Source organism: Nostoc sp. DSM 114161 (genome assembly GCF_052692665.1).
The window spans coordinates 1,509,332-1,524,428 of sequence record NZ_CP195141.1 but is presented as its reverse complement, the minus strand read 5'-3'; the positions used below and the strand labels follow the sequence as shown (position 1 = coordinate 1,524,428).

Annotated in this window: 13 protein-coding genes; 8 read left to right on the top strand and 5 right to left on the bottom strand. The window is 38.8% G+C overall.

Annotated features, from left to right (window positions below):
- Nucleotides 1–85 precede the first annotated feature (85 nt).
- Nucleotides 86–226, bottom strand: a complete 141-nt coding sequence (locus tag NSTC745_RS06500; protein ID WP_445636419.1) for a hypothetical protein — start codon at nucleotides 224–226, stop codon at nucleotides 86–88.
- A 206-nt stretch (nucleotides 227–432) separates the two neighbouring features.
- Between NSTC745_RS06500 and ligA the strand changes: the two genes are divergently transcribed.
- The 3 genes from ligA to NSTC745_RS06485 all read left to right on the top strand — a co-directional run bounded on the left by ligA (nucleotide 433) and on the right by NSTC745_RS06485 (nucleotide 4,143).
- On the top strand, nucleotides 433–2,472 hold the full coding sequence (ligA, locus tag NSTC745_RS06495; RefSeq protein ID WP_445636418.1) for an NAD-dependent DNA ligase LigA: 2,040 nt from the start codon (nucleotides 433–435) through the stop codon (nucleotides 2,470–2,472).
- Between the two features lie 461 nt (nucleotides 2,473–2,933).
- Nucleotides 2,934–3,728 carry a molybdate ABC transporter substrate-binding protein gene (gene modA, locus NSTC745_RS06490; RefSeq protein WP_445636417.1) on the top strand — a complete coding sequence of 265 codons (795 nt, stop codon included), beginning with the start codon at nucleotides 2,934–2,936 and terminating at the stop codon, nucleotides 3,726–3,728.
- 253 nt (nucleotides 3,729–3,981) lie between these two features.
- The gene (locus NSTC745_RS06485) at nucleotides 3,982–4,143 is read left to right on the top strand and encodes a hypothetical protein (RefSeq protein ID WP_445636416.1); all 162 of its coding nucleotides are present in this window, start codon (nucleotides 3,982–3,984) and stop codon (nucleotides 4,141–4,143) included.
- 86 nt (nucleotides 4,144–4,229) lie between these two features.
- On the opposite strand, the gene NSTC745_RS06480 is transcribed toward NSTC745_RS06485, so the two are convergent.
- The 3 genes from NSTC745_RS06480 to NSTC745_RS06470 all read right to left on the bottom strand — a co-directional run bounded on the left by NSTC745_RS06480 (nucleotide 4,230) and on the right by NSTC745_RS06470 (nucleotide 6,415).
- On the bottom strand, nucleotides 4,230–4,787 hold the full coding sequence (locus NSTC745_RS06480) for a peroxiredoxin (RefSeq protein ID WP_445636415.1): 558 nt from the start codon (nucleotides 4,785–4,787) through the stop codon (nucleotides 4,230–4,232).
- Nucleotides 4,788–4,844: 57 nt separating this feature from the next.
- Entirely contained in the window at nucleotides 4,845–5,087 is a 243-nt protein-coding gene (sipA, locus tag NSTC745_RS06475; RefSeq protein WP_445636414.1) for a regulatory protein SipA, read from the bottom strand.
- A gap of 824 nt (nucleotides 5,088–5,911) precedes the next feature.
- Nucleotides 5,912–6,415 carry a Spy/CpxP family protein refolding chaperone gene (locus tag NSTC745_RS06470; RefSeq protein ID WP_445636413.1) on the bottom strand — a complete coding sequence of 168 codons (504 nt, stop codon included), beginning with the start codon at nucleotides 6,413–6,415 and terminating at the stop codon, nucleotides 5,912–5,914.
- Nucleotides 6,416–6,622: 207 nt separating this feature from the next.
- On the opposite strand from NSTC745_RS06470, the gene NSTC745_RS06465 reads away from it, so the two are divergent.
- Both NSTC745_RS06465 and NSTC745_RS06460 read left to right on the top strand, forming a co-directional pair.
- Nucleotides 6,623–7,888, top strand: a complete 1,266-nt coding sequence (locus tag NSTC745_RS06465) for a sensor histidine kinase (protein WP_445636412.1) — start codon at nucleotides 6,623–6,625, stop codon at nucleotides 7,886–7,888.
- Nucleotides 7,885–8,550 carry a response regulator gene (locus tag NSTC745_RS06460; RefSeq protein ID WP_445636411.1) on the top strand — a complete coding sequence of 222 codons (666 nt, stop codon included), beginning with the start codon at nucleotides 7,885–7,887 and terminating at the stop codon, nucleotides 8,548–8,550. The genes NSTC745_RS06465 and NSTC745_RS06460 overlap by 4 nt, the downstream gene beginning before the upstream one ends.
- A gap of 4 nt (nucleotides 8,551–8,554) precedes the next feature.
- Here the strand turns inward: NSTC745_RS06460 and NSTC745_RS06455 are convergent, their stop codons facing one another.
- Nucleotides 8,555–8,980 (bottom strand): nucleoside deaminase, encoded by a 426-nt coding sequence (locus NSTC745_RS06455; protein ID WP_096535579.1) that lies wholly within the window; start codon nucleotides 8,978–8,980, stop codon nucleotides 8,555–8,557.
- Between the two features lie 87 nt (nucleotides 8,981–9,067).
- On the opposite strand from NSTC745_RS06455, the gene NSTC745_RS06450 reads away from it, so the two are divergent.
- From NSTC745_RS06450 to NSTC745_RS06440, 3 genes are all read left to right on the top strand, one after another.
- Nucleotides 9,068–9,859 (top strand): ion transporter, encoded by a 792-nt coding sequence (locus NSTC745_RS06450; RefSeq protein WP_445636410.1) that lies wholly within the window; start codon nucleotides 9,068–9,070, stop codon nucleotides 9,857–9,859.
- A 718-nt stretch (nucleotides 9,860–10,577) separates the two neighbouring features.
- Nucleotides 10,578–13,250, top strand: a complete 2,673-nt coding sequence (locus NSTC745_RS06445) for a non-ribosomal peptide synthetase (protein WP_445636409.1) — start codon at nucleotides 10,578–10,580, stop codon at nucleotides 13,248–13,250.
- A 1,408-nt stretch (nucleotides 13,251–14,658) separates the two neighbouring features.
- Nucleotides 14,659–15,072 (top strand): hypothetical protein, encoded by a 414-nt coding sequence (locus tag NSTC745_RS06440; RefSeq protein WP_445636408.1) that lies wholly within the window; start codon nucleotides 14,659–14,661, stop codon nucleotides 15,070–15,072.
- Nucleotides 15,073–15,097 lie beyond the last annotated feature (25 nt).

Sequence of the window (15,097 nt, the reverse complement as noted above, 5' to 3'; positions counted from 1 at the left end):
CAATGGTTGAAGAGAATTTGCCGATCGTCGAGAACATTGTAGTATTTGTAGTTCAAAACTAAATTTATAATACAACTTGTAGTATTTAATTGTCTAGTGCCAATATTTCTGGAGGATGAAGACAGAGAACAATTCGCCGAATATCTAAAGCTTGAACAGCATATTCCTTAATTATGGCACTTTTAATCCCATTAGTTGAGCCAAATGAATCTTTGTAAAGATCCAACTCGATTTTCTGGAATTAAATAGGAATCTATTAACTGCACCGATAGATGGGACTATTGGTATTAAATTTAGTAACCTAGAAAAGTAGATGTTTTTGTTTGAAGCCAAAGCCACCCGACTCCCAGTGTAAGGTTATGCATCCACAACCTGCTTATGGCAGGTTTTATCGTCTTTAACTTTTATTCGTAGTATTTTACAAAAAATCTCATGACACAGATTCAGCCTCTAGTAAAGCGCACAGAAGAACTGCGCCAATTATTGCAACAAGCAAGCTTCGCTTATTACGTCTTAGATACTCCAATTATGGAGGATGCAATCTATGACCAGTTATATCGGGAATTACAAGAACTAGAAATTCAGTATCCAGAATTAACCACACCAGATAGTCCGACTCAGCGCGTGGGTGAGAGACCGGCAACTCAGTTTACCTCGGTGCGCCACAACATTCCTTTGTACAGTTTGGAAAATGCGTTTAATATTACTGAGTTGCAAGGCTGGGAACAACGTTGGCGGCGACAAGTACCGAAACTAGACTCAGTGAAATATGTCAGCGAACTAAAAATTGATGGTTCTGCCTTGGCTTTGACTTACCAAAATGGGATTTTAGTCAGGGGTGCAACTAGGGGTGATGGAGTCATGGGTGAGGATATCACCCAAAATGTGCGGACAATTCGCTCAATTCCTCTGCGGTTGAATTTTGAAGGTTTAGAAATTTTAGAAAGGGTAGAAGTCCGAGGCGAGGCTTTTTTGCCGTTGGAAGTGTTTAAACAAATCAACGAAGAAAGGCAAAAAGCAGGCGAACAATTATTCGCTAATCCTCGAAATGCCGCAGCTGGTACACTCAGGCAATTAGACTCGCGCATTGTCGCGAAGCGGCGACTAGATTTCTTTGCTTATACGTTGCATATTCCCGGTAGAGATGACGCTAGTATTGCCAATACCCAATGGGAAGCCTTGGAGTTATTAGAAAAAATGGGTTTTCGAGTCAATCCCAACCATAAATTGTGTGCTTCCCTAAAAGAAGTAGCAGAGTATTACGAATACTGGGATACGGAACGGCTGAATTTACCCTACATGACTGATGGGGTAGTAGTGAAGTTGGATTCTTTTAAACTTCAAGAACAACTAGGCTTTACGCAGAAATTCCCTCGTTGGGCGGTGGCTTTGAAGTATCCAGCCGAAGAAGCGCCCACCCGTGTGGAAAATATAGCTGTGAATGTCGGTAGAACCGGAGCGTTAACGCCCTTAGCCCAGATGCGGCCAGTGCAACTGGCGGGGACAACGGTTTCCCGCGCTACTTTACATAATAGCGATCGCATTGCTCAATTAGATATCCGCATTGGCGACACTGTGATTGTCCGCAAAGCTGGGGAAATCATCCCAGAAGTGGTTAGGGTACTCAAAGAACTTCGCCCCGCTGATACCGAACCTTTTATTATGCCTACCGATTGCCCAGTCTGCGGTCAACCGGTGGTGCGAGAATCAGGCGAGGCTGTAACTCGCTGCGTCAATGCTTCTTGTGCGGCGATTCTCAAAGGTTCCATCGAACATTGGGTCAGCCGTGATGCGTTAGATATTAAAGGTATGGGTGAAAAGTTGGTATACCAACTCGTCGATAAAGGTTTGGTGCATTCCGTTGCCGATTTATACGAGTTGACAGAAGAGAGATTATATGATTTGGAAAGAATGGGAAAAAAATCGGCAGAAAAATTAGTGGATGCGATCGCTCAATCAAAAAACCAACCTTGGTCAAGGGTATTGTATGGTTTAGGTATCCGTCATGTCGGCAGTGTGAATGCTCAATTGTTGACTCAGAAATATTCCACCGTAGAAGAATTAGCGGCAGCAAAACAGTCAGATATTGAGGGTATTTACGGTATCGGTGCTGAAATTGCTCAATCTGTTTATCAGTGGTTTCGGATTGATGCCAACCAAACATTAATAGAACGGTTGCGAACAAAAGGATTGCAATTTACTTCTACCGAATCAGCAGAAACAGTTAGTAATACCAATCAAAAGTTCGCCGGGAAAACTTTTGTAATCACGGGTACATTGCCAACCTTAAAGCGGGACGAAGCCAAGACATTGATTCAAAAAGCTGGTGGGAAAGTAACTGATTCTGTCAGCAAAAAAACAGATTATTTGGTAGTAGGAGAAGATGCTGGTTCTAAGTTAGAAAAAGCCGTGTCATTGGGAATTAATCAGTTAAATGAAGCACAGCTGTTGGAGATGGTGAATAATTCGTAATTCATTGAGTTGTTGTATGATGTAAACATGAAAACCTGAAAATCAGTCAATTGTTTTGGCATATTGCTAATACAAACAAAGTTTGCCTACATGGCTTGTTTTCATTAATTACGATTTGAAGCAATTGGTAAAGCAGAGGTAGTTAATTCTGATTTAAAGCGATCGCTAAAGAGTTAGTTCAAAAAGCTTTACCTCGTAAGGCTTTCAACCGCCAACTTGGCATACCTCTGAACAAGACTATATATCTTGTAGAAAATTAAGTCAAACACATACCTCAAAACCTTGTCGTGTAAAATATCAACACAGTTAAACGAAAAATATAGGGTTTTGGCGATTCGGCGAGGTGTGTCCGCGAACATGCAATAAAATATTTTACCGATATAGTTGGGTAAATTTTGGTATTTTTGGTAGTATTCTACCTAGCATCAATTTGATGAAAAAACCTTTCAAACGCCTTTTCCATGAAAAGAAGACAAATTCTTGGCTTTTTGGGTATAGTAATTGCTGGTTTATTGCTAGCAATTAGTTTACCGTTAGTTACTCCTTCTCCCGTAGTTGCACAATCAAACAACATACTTGTGTCAGCGGCCGCTAGCTTAAAAGATGCGCTGGAAGAAATTAAGCCTCTGTACCAACAAAGTAAATCAAATGTGAATATTACTTATAATTTTGGGGCTTCTGGTGCTTTGCAGCAACAAATTGAGCAAGGTGCGCCAGCAGATATTTTTATTTCGGCTGGCAAAAAACAAGTGGATGCTTTAGAACAAAAAGGACTACTTTTGCCAGGTAGCCGTACTAATCTAGCAAATAACCGTCTGGTTTTGATAGTAGCTCAGGATGTTGAGGGCGTCACTAGCTTCTATAATTTAACGGATGAGAAGATTAAGAAGATTGCGATCGGTGAAGCCAGAAGCGTACCAGCAGGGCAATATGGAGAGCAAGTTTTAAAGAAATTGAAACTTTACAATCGCCTTAAACCCAAATTAGTCTTTGCTAACAACGTGCGTCAAGTCTTAGCAGCAGTAGAAACTGGTAACGCCGAAGCTGGTTTAGTTTATGCCACTGATGCCAAAATCTCCAATAAGGTAAAAGTTGTAGTCGCTGCTGATGAGAAATTTCACTCACCGATAGTTTATCCAATCGCTGTCCTCAAAAGCAGTAAAAATCCTGCTGCTGCCAAGGAATTTGTCCAGTTTTTATCTAGCGCTCAAGCAAAAGATATACTCAAAAAATATGGGTTTCTTGTGCCTAAATAACTAGCAGCTTGTTCTTGATAGGTTTGTAGTCAGCACTTTAGTGCTTAAAAAAATAAGGACTAAAGTCTTTACTACAAACGCGTATTACTATTACAGCACATTGCTACTTTGTGAGATACAGATAATTGTAGGGGCACGTATAATGTCTATTTTAAAAGTGTGTAAATACTAAAGTTTATAACTTTTGGTTGATGAGATTGCTAGCTAATCAAACGAAAATTCTCCTAGATTTCAAAAAATCTGAAGAAAAAATATGTCCAGAATCAAAATCACTGACTTACAACCTGACAATCAAGTTAAAGTACGGAAACTATCTGAGGCAGATTTAATCTCGATCGCTGGAGGCATTCAAGTCAAGCTTTTAGGTGATAATTTTGTCGATTTAATATTCAACGGTTTTATATTGACGATTTAAATTTAGCAGCACATTCAACAGGCAAAGACTCTAGAAGAATTAAGCGCAACCCAGCGTATTTGTTGGGTTGCGCTTTTGTGCTGTATTTAAGAAGCCGCGGATTGTAACTTTTCTAGTCGTGCTAGTACTTCTGAACTGTGAATAGTTGGGTTAACTTTCACAAAATTCTCGCGCAAGATACCTTGAGGATCGATGATAAAACTATGGCGCATAGATAAGAAACTCAGCCACGAACCGTAAGCTTTACTCACTGAACCATCAGTATCAGCCAATAAGGGAAATTTTAGTCCCTCTGAATCACAAAATTTAGCATGGGAATCAATATCATCAGCACTGACACCGAGAATTTGTGTGTTTTTTTCCAAATATTTGGGTAAATCTTCTTGGAAACGACGAGCTTCTATAGTACAACCAGAGGTGAAATCTTTGGGATAAAAGTACAAAACTACCCACTTACCGCGAAAGTCAGAGAGGGAAATTTTGCCATCACCTGTGTTGGTTGGCAAGGTAAACTCTGGTGCAGGTTGATTAATTGCAGGAAGTTTACCACCAAGAGCATCGGCAGTAGGGGCAAAATTCAGCCAGCTGATAATAGAAATACAGCTGGCAAATAATATGCTTAAAAAAGTGCGGCGTGAAATCATGGTGCAAACCAAAATGACAACTTTACACAAGTTTACAATTCCTGGTTGCTACTAATCTCACTCTGATTCAGATTCGGAAGAAATATCTGTATTTTCGATGTATTGGCTATCTAGGAGAAAGGCGCCTTTAGCAAAGCGAATACCCCAATATCCGCCTGGTCTACGGTCAAGAACTATACCTTCTTCGCCAATGTGAATCACATCAGGGGGGCGAAGCATGGGCATAGGTTCAGCAGTTTTGACGTAGGGCGGTAGCGCTACAACACGGACTTTACTACCAATAGGAAATTCTTTAGACATCTTGAAAAGCTAGCTTCAAAATACGGATTGGGGAGTAGTTAGAGACGCTATTAATAGCGCCTCTAGGGAGGGGGAAGCAACTTTTTGATGTTTGCTTGGGGTTTTCCCCTAGTTGACTAGCTTAAAAATAGGAGGTGGGGAGTAGTGATTTAGTTTTGCTAAATCACTACGGGGTTTAGGGGTCAAGAGATTTTTATACTCTTGTTGTGTCGAATATTATAGCAACTTGCAGTAGTTAGCACAACTGGGCTAAAAGGTTGTTTGAAAAGTATTTTGCTGTGACTTTAGACACTAGACTTGTTGCAGAAGTCGGGAAAAGGCGAAGGGGAAAGGGGGTGCATGTTTGGTATTTTTCCTTTCCCCAATAAAGATGAGTTTCTTTGACCGCAAGAGTGCAAAAAGCAATTGATTGCAAGAGGTCTACTTTTAGATCCTCCCTAGCCTTAAGGGGAACCGGAATCAAATCCCTATTTACTCACAAAAATAGGGAAAGGGAAAGGAGATCGATTTTCCCCTTTCCCATCTTCTGCAAGAAGTCTGTATAATTTTTTAATTCTTATACCAATTTGAAAAATGATTGGTACTGATGGATTAATAAAACCTAGATGTAAAAAGCAATTCTTAATTCAAAATACAAAATTCAAAATGATATCAAGCTATGAAAAAAGTGCGTATTAGTAAGCTTTGGATGAGATGGTCGATACTACCCCTCCCAGATTAGTAAGTCTTTTTTTCAAGTTGAAGAATAAAGGAATCAGAATTAGTTACACAGAATTGAATTGGTGAATTCTTGATTCTGACTCCTGAATTCTTTCTAGTTAAAGTTATTGAGGATTGCGTTGTTGGCGACGCTGTTTGAAGTTTTGCTGGATTTGTTCGAGTTTTTGCCGCTGTTCGGGGGTTAAAACTGCTTGAATTTGTTGTTTTTCAGATTCTCGGATTTGCCGCATTTGAGTTTTTTGTGCTTCAGTCAGATTTAAGTCTGCAAAGTTCTTCCATCCACCTCGACGCTGACCCGCTTGGCGTTGACCTTGTTGACCTGCTTGGCGCTGAGCCTGACGCGCTTGCTTAGCTGCTTCTAACTTTGCTTTTTGTTCTGAAGTCAAAACTGCTTCCCATTTAGCACGGCTATCTTTGCGAATTGCCTGTATTTGGCTTTTTTGTGCATCGGTTAGACCCAATTCTGCCCAAGGCCCCTTTGGTTTTTGTGGAGTTTGTGCTAGCAGTAGGGGTGAGGGAGAGGCTGTTTGAGCTACGACAGCAAAAGAAGTTGCAGTTAAACTTAAAGCGATCGCTCCAGCTACTAATGATAATGTTTTGAGTTTCATTACTTACTTCGTGGTTCTTGCCTGTGTGGATGCCACCATCATAAGAATTTATCTTCAATACTCACATGAGGAGAAAGTCACGGTTATGCCCATGACTTTAGTCATGATTTAATTATGAATAAACTGACAATAATAGAGGTTAAGAGTGAGGAGTACAGACGCGATTAATCGCGTCTGTACAAGAGTTAGCAATTAGGTGTTATCATCATGAATCCTCTAATTCAAATTAAAAAACATCCTTTTCCGTCTCTGCTTTATTTAGAATGGATATTACTGACAATGACTGCTTTAATAGCAGTTATACCACCTCCTTTGCGGCGGTTTCGTCCTAGACGGGCAGAGCTATCAATTTGTGGGACATTTCCAGATTTATCGGTTTGTAATTTCTTACCAGAATTGTCAATTTATAGCCTGATTGTTTTTGCCTTAATGGGGTTATGGTTACCAAAAAATAATCGTAATAGTAAATTAATATACACAATTATTCAAATTCTATTGATTTTACTGACTGGACTTTTTGGCGAAAGATTCGCGCGTCTTTTTCCGTTTCTTTATATAATTTTAGTGACTCGCAGTTGCCTAATTTTTAATTTACCTGGGCGTTTATTCATGACGAGTCTTTCATTTACTTTATTTTTACTGACTACACAATTAAAATATCAATTATTCAATTTTCAATCTTCACCACAAGCTCAAGAACGTTTTCGATTTCTGAGCTTGAATTGGTCTTTGGTGTTTGGTTTGAGTTTAGTTTTTGTATTGTTGATGATGAATGCTGTATTATCTGAACGGCACAGTCGCGAAAAACTTGCTATTGCTAACGAAAAACTTCGCCAATATGCCATGCAAATTGAAAATCAAGCTACCTTGGAAGAACGAAACCGCATTGCTCGTGAAATTCATGATTCGTTAGGACATTCTCTAACTGCTTTAAATCTCCAATTGGAAACTGCTTTAAAACTGTGGCAATCTAATCCAATTAAGGCTGAGACATTTCTAGCAACGGCAAAGGAATTAGGTTCAAAAGCACTCAAAGATGTCCGTCAATCTGTTTCAACTATGCGTTCTAATCCTTTACAAGAGCAATCTTTAGAACGTGCGATCGCTAACCTTGTAGAAAACTTTCATCGCTCAAATGGTATTCTACCAATTTATGAAATCAATCTAGAATATTCTTTACCGCCTGAAATTAATACTGCTATTTATCGGATTACTCAAGAATCTTTGACAAATATTTCTAAATATGCATCTGCAACAGAAATTAAAATAGAACTCACGACCATCAAAAGTAATTTACGATTAATAATTCAGGATAATGGTAGAGGTTTCGATATCAAGCAAAATACTACTGGTTTTGGGCTTCATAGTATGCGCGATCGCACTTTAGCCTTGGGAGGCGAATTTAATATTAATACTACTCCTGGTTATGGTTGCAAAATTATAGTTAATATCCCCTTAACGAGGTTAACATGAGTATTAAAGTATTGTTGGTAGATGACCAAAGTTTAATTCGTCAAGGATTAAGAGCTTTATTAGAACTAGAACCAGATTTGGAAATAGTAGGAGAAGCAGAAAACGGTAAAGAAGCAATTAATTTGGTTGCTCAATATCAGCCAGATGTCGTATTGTTAGACATCAGAATGCCCATTATGGATGGAGTTGCAGCTACGCGAGAAATCCAAAAACATTTTAGCAAAACGAAGATTTTAGTACTCACAACTTTTGATGATAATGAATATGTTTCCGCAGCTTTACAAAGTGGTGCAATGGGTTATTTATTGAAAGATACACCCTCAGAAGAGTTAGCTGTTGCTATTCGCGCTGTATATAAAGGATACACTCAATTAGGCCCAGGAATAGTTAAAAAATTGTTGACCCAGTTTTCTCAACCTACACCAACTCAATCACCACCTATACCATCTGGTTTAACTGAACTAACTCCTAGAGAAAAGGAGGTTTTGCGATTAATTGCTATAGGTGCTAGTAACCGAGAAATTGCTCAGGAACTTTACATTTCTGAGGGGACAGTAAAAAATCATGTTACAAATATTTTAAACAGGTTGAATTTGCGCGATCGCACTCAAGCTGCAATTTGGGCAAATAGCTATTTATCTTATCTGAACGATCCCAGTTAAAAAATTATTCAAATAACTCCAAACATTCATTTTTTAAAACGCCTTTAGTTACTTTGATATTTCTAAATGATTGAGCAATCACTTCTTCGCAAGATATATTAATTTGTGATTGATTGACCAAAATTAAATCTTGGATTGAAGCGCCATATACAATTTCTGATAAACCACTCCAAACGCAAGCAGTTGCACACATTGGACAAGGTTCGCCAGTTGTATATATGCTATAACCTTCTAAAGAGGGGTTTTTAAGTTTAGCTGCTAAACTACGAATGACATTAATTTCCGCATGAGCTGATGGATCGTTATCCCTTTTGACAGTATTATGACCTACGGCGACGACTTCGTTATCTTTAACGATCGCTGCACCGTAAGGTGCATCACCTTTTTTAGCTTCTGCCAAGGCTAAATGCATAAAATATTCTGAGTTCATATAACTTGGAGATAACATCAAGACAATGTTTAATCATATCGTGTTTCTAATGCTATAACTAGGAATTAAAATTGTTGATGGTCGAATATGTTACTCAGTAGGCAAACAACAGAATTTTACTTAAAAGACTTGGAAACACCTTTAGGTCAAGCCATTAATTTAACACTTGCAGTCTTGGTGTTAATTTCATCAGGAATTTTTGTAGCAGAAACTTATAATATTCCTGATTCTGTTCGTTTTCAGTTGAGCGTAGCTGATACTGCGATCGCCATTATCTTCCTGATAGAATACATACTTCGTCTCTGGAGTGCAGAAAATAAAATTAAGTATATTTTTAGTTTTTATGCGATTATTGATTTAATGGCAATTTTACCATTGTTATTAGGAATAGTAGATATTAGATTTATTCGCCTACTGCGATGGTTTCGGATTTTACGACTAATTAGATTTATAGATAGAAAATATTTATTCGCCAGTATCAGCACCGAAGATGGCTTGATTTTTACACGAATATTATTTACATTATTTGCAATTGTTTTTGTTTACTCTGGCTTAATTTATCAAGTCGAGCATCCGGTTAATCCTGAAAAATACGCTACATTTTTGGATGCATTTTATTTCTCGGTTGTCACAATGACAACCGTAGGCTTTGGTGATGTGATCCCCATTTCTGAATTAGGGCGATCGCTAACAGTACTGATGATTTTTACAGGAATTGCCTTGATTCCTTGGCAAGTGGGAGATTTGATTAAGCAAGTGGTGAAAACAGCTAATCAGGTAGAAACAGTGTGTTCAAATTGTGGTTTGGCTTTCCACGATATTGATGCTGCATTTTGTAAAAGCTGTGGAACTAAGTTACCTAGCCGCAGGGTTAATTGACCGATAACGCGCAAATACCGCAAGAAGAGACGCGGAATGCCTAGAAAGTAAATTTGTTCAACAATAGACCTCTCTTGAATCACCCCTCCCCAACCCTCCCCTTCTGAAGGGGAGGGAGCAAGATTTCAAGTTTCCCCCCTTTATAAGGGGGGATAAAGGGGAGTCTATTCGACTTATGCAAGAGGTCTAATATCGACAACAATATTCTTTGTTGGAATCAAAAGGCTTCGGATATGCGGTGTCCCTGCATCCCGTTCAAAAATGCTTTAACTTGAATTTATAACAATGTCAATTTTAATACATCCATCTATGAAGATGTTGATGATTTTATATCTTTAGAAGTAAGACTAGAGTGATATTAGCTTGATTTAATGGATTAGTTGAATTTTTAGTAATTAAATAATAAACATTGCATTTTAATTAGATATTTTGAAGATTATTTAAAGTATTTTATCCTTTGTTTTACAAAAAAATAAATTTAAATAATCCCGATCGCGTTTAATATTTAGATAAAAATTCAGCACAAAAGATGAAGTGTGCATTGTGAAGTTTCCGAAAAGTTATAGTATCCGCTGGTTATAAGTTACAATCTGTAGCTTATCTAATATTCTGTGTTATTTTATACATTATTTTTTGGTTATTTCTATAATTCAACTTCTAAATTTTGGCAAATGTAGCTCGCTCTAGACAATTTAGTGAGGTATTAAAAATATAAAAGATGAGTACCAGTAATAATTTAGAGCAGATCGATACATTAACTGAACTCACAAAAATTCAAGTTAGCCAAACACCCGATGGAAATCAACTCTGTATTCATCAGATGTTTGAAATGCAAGTAGAGCGATCGCCCCAAGCAACAGCTGTAGTATTTGAAAACAATCAACTGTCTTATCAGCAGCTAAACCAACGAGCAAATCAACTGGCGCATCACCTACGTAGTTTAGGTATCAAACCTGAGGTACTTGTTGGCATTTATCTCGAACGGTCTTTAGAAATGGTGGTAGGACTATTAGGAATTCTCAAGGCTGGAGGCGCATACTTACCTTTAGATCCGGCATATCCATCAGAACACTTAGCCTATATTTTAGAGGACAGCCGGATATCAGCGATCGTCACCACACAAAAATTAGTAAGTAGTTTACCCGATCGTATAACTCATGTTGTTTGTCTAGATTCAGATTGGCAAGCGATTAGCGAGAACAACCAAGAAAATCTCGTCAGTAATACGACACTTGATAATCTGATATATACGATCTACACTTCCGGTTCTACAGGACGCTCCAAAGGTGTAATGATTACTCATCGTGGGATCTGCAACCAAATCACATGGAGACAAACAACTTTTAGATTGACTCAAGCAGACAAAGTTTTACAAAATATTTCTCTGAGCTTTGACCCGTCGGTGTGGCAGATTTTCTGGCCGTTGTGTTGGGGAGCGCAATTAATTATGGCTCGTCCTGGTGGAAATCTTGATACTAAATATCTTGTTGAGTTAATTCTCCAACAGCAAATCACCGTTATGGCCTTAGTACCTTCGATGCTGCGGGTATTACTAGATGAGAAAGAAATTGAGAATTGTCATCTCAGGCACATTACTTGTGGTGGCGAAGCCTTACCCGTGGAACTCATAGAGCGTTTCTTTGCTAAATTCAACTTAGACGACGTTCTATATAATTGCTACGGCCCGACAGAAGCTTCCATTGATGCCACTTTTTGGAAATGCGATCGCACTAGCAGTTATCTCATTGCTCCCATTGGTAGGGCGATCGCCAATACACAGATTTATATTCTGAATGAGAATTTAGAACCTACGGCTATTGGTCAATCAGGCGAACTACATATTAGTGGTGCTGGACTTGCTCGTGGCTACCTCAACCGTCCCGATTTAACCAGTGAAAAATTTATTCCGAACCATTTGAGCAAAGAGCCAGAAGCACGATTATATAAAACTGGCGACTTAGCCCGCTACCTTGATAATGGCAACATTGAGTTTCTCGGTCGCCTTGACAATCAAATCAAGTTGCGGGGCTTCCGCATCGAACTTGCAGAAATTGAAGCAATTCTCGCACAACACGCTGGTATACAACAAACTGTAGTCATAGCAACAGAAGATAACCCAGGCGACCAGCGGCTAGTAGCCTACATTGTTCCCCACCGAGAACAGATACCTATGTTTGATGAAGTACGCCACTTTCTCAAACAAAAACTACCTAATTACATGCTGCCAAACTCTTTTGTATTGTTAGATGCTCTACCTTTAACTCCCAATGGCAAAGTAGACCGCTACGCTCTAAAGGCATCTTACCAAACCATACAGCAGCCAAAAGACATTTTTGTAGCTCCCCAAGATGAATTAGAACTCGAACTGACAAAGATTTGGGAAAAAGTTTTAGGCATCCAACCCATCAGTATCAAAAACAATTTCTTTGAGATGGGAGGACATTCCCTACTTGCGGTACGCTTGTTCGCAGAAATTGAAAAGACCTTGGGCAAAAATCTTCCTTTAGCTACCCTGCTACAAGCCCCCACTATTGAGGAACTAGCTAACATCTTACGTCAACCAGGATGGGTGAAGCCTTGGTCTTCGTTAGTGCCAATTCAACCTCAAGGTTCCAAACCTCCTTTTTTTCTTGTCCATGCGGTAGGTGGTAACATTCTTTCCTACTGTGATTTAGCCCGCCATTTGGGTTTAAACCAACCAGTTTATGGACTACAAGCTCAAGGCTTGGATGGAAAAACCCCCCCACATACCAGCATCGAAGATATGGCAGCTCAATACATCAAAGAAATACGTACCGTTCAACCCAATGGCCCTTATTTTCTTGGTGGGGCTTCCTTTGGAGGCACAGTAGTTTTCGAGATGGCTCAACAACTCTATGCCCAAGGTGAAAAAGTGGCTTTGCTATCGTTGTTGGATAGTGCTGGATGGAATAATTTACCCACCACATTCTTTGATTTGGTTTCTGTCCATTTAAATAACCTTGCACAACTCAAACATCAAGAAAAACTGACCTATATCTGGGAAAGGTTAGAGTGGCATATTAGCAAAAGAATCCCGAAGCCTATTCACCAGATTTTCCTGAAGTTAAGTGATACGGATCCTTCGTCTCAAACTCTCTACAATCTAAATGTTTTAGAAGCTAACCTCCACGCCAGCAAAAATTATTTACCGCAAGTTTATCCCAGCCATGTCACCTTGTTTCGAGCTAAATTAAAATCTTCAAGACGTTACTCAGATTCCCTGGGGGGTTGGGGCGGGCTGGCATTAGAGGGGGTAGAGGTTCATGAAATTCCTGGAGACCACATTAGCATACTCAGAGAACCCCACGTACAAGTTTTGGCGGAAAAATTAAAAGCTTGTTTAGATGAGGCTTTTGCAATGTCTACCTGAGCTATAAAAAACTCTTCAGTTTTTTGTAAATTTAAGGCAGAGTGCGATGTGTGCGCTGAATTTTTTGGTGCGTAAAACCTTATGTGTTTTCACGTTATTCCGGTTTCATGTTTGACTCATATTGACCCTCTATTAAAATGCTCGTTAGTAACAATAAGAGTTACTTGCCGAATATAAAATCTATCTTTGGGTATATTATTAGTTGTTTAGGACGCCAGAATGCACTAATTTGAGCGCCAATTAAAACAGCTATTCCCTTATAAAGCCAATGGCTGAAGACATTTTGGTCTGATAGTTGCGAGGAAACAAAGTGAGATTATGTCAAGAAATATAATCGCAGCTATGAATTGGGGATCGCACCCTGACAACGCAATAAGCATCTGTAGCAGAGTTTACTCGCAGACAAGGCGGCAATGCACAATTTCAATATCGCTTATAGGTGCGCCTGACAGCCTCCCCAGACACAACTAATCTTTACAAATCTTAATAGATTTTTATATCTTTAGAACGAGACTAGTGTTAATTTACTTAAGTGAGAAAAAGAAATATAAAATATTTCTTAAATACTTACCAAAATCAGCCTTTTTGTCTGAAACTCAATCGACTGTAGGGGCGATCGCTAGTTCCTGCTGAGCCACGATCTGGCTACCGTACCACACCAAAGGAGGCGCAAAATTATACTTCATGATGCTGGTTGTCGGTATATTCTGTCTGGAGGATAGTGGCTACTGAAAAATTGTTCTAAAATTTCGGAGGGATCGAAGCCCGGAACATATTTTTACGAGTGGCAACCCAGTCGCCAATCATTCTTCATATGTTGAGAAAAAGTTAGTTTATCCATTGAGAAATTATTTCTTGTCCGAACATATCAAGAATGGTTGTCAATCTTTAATCTCCAGTACCCAGTCATGAATTGTAATTACTTAAGTAAAAGTTGCTGCTGAGATCTTCGACTTATTCAATAAGTCAAGGTTATAAATCCAGTTGAAGTAAGTTTATTGTGCCTCTAGGAATCATCGACTAAATAAACTTACTATTTAGGATAGGTAAAAATCTGGGAGTATAAGTATTATATCTTTTGAGTTTGACCTGTTTCTACTATGCCTTTTACAAAAAATGTGAAAAGATGTAAGGATTCTCAAAAATGGACACCTTGATGTTTCTGATTAATCTCCATTTACCCTATCTATAATTATGGTTAAGTCTTAGGGTATAATTTTATTTTTTGCTAACAGAAAATAAAAAAGAAAAGTAAGATAGTTATGCAACCTGATTAGTAATTAATCAAAGTTTTTAACTGGAATTAAATAACTGATGTTTGATTTAGGAGTTGGGCTTCGATGATTTATATCTCAGTCCCTCCAGTGGAACCTTATTAATGGTGTGTCTACCAATAAGTGAGGTCTAATTGCAGGATAAGTGTAACCAAAATCGGAAACGTTCAAAGCGACGGGCTATTTACTGTCCAATTCATGGATGCTATTTGGATAGTGTGAGTCAAAAGTATAAATTATATGCCGATCGCGCCGGACAACTCCAACAAAGAGGTATAGGGCGCCAGAATGCACTAATTTTAGTGGCAACTAAAACAGCTATTCCTTTAGAAGGAGAATGGTTGGAAGAATTTTGGTGTAATCTCTGTCAGCAGACAAAGTGGTATCACGTCAAAAAATGCGATCGCACTTATGAAGTGGCGATCGCACCCTCAGAACTTTGGCAGCAAGCAAGTGGCGTAATTCACCCCGAAGGCAACCCTTCCGTAGGAGAGTTTACTAAAAGACAAGCCAGAATCACCGGTAGCGGTATCAAGGATTTTCGGTAAATACTTTAAAATAATTGCAGCCTCC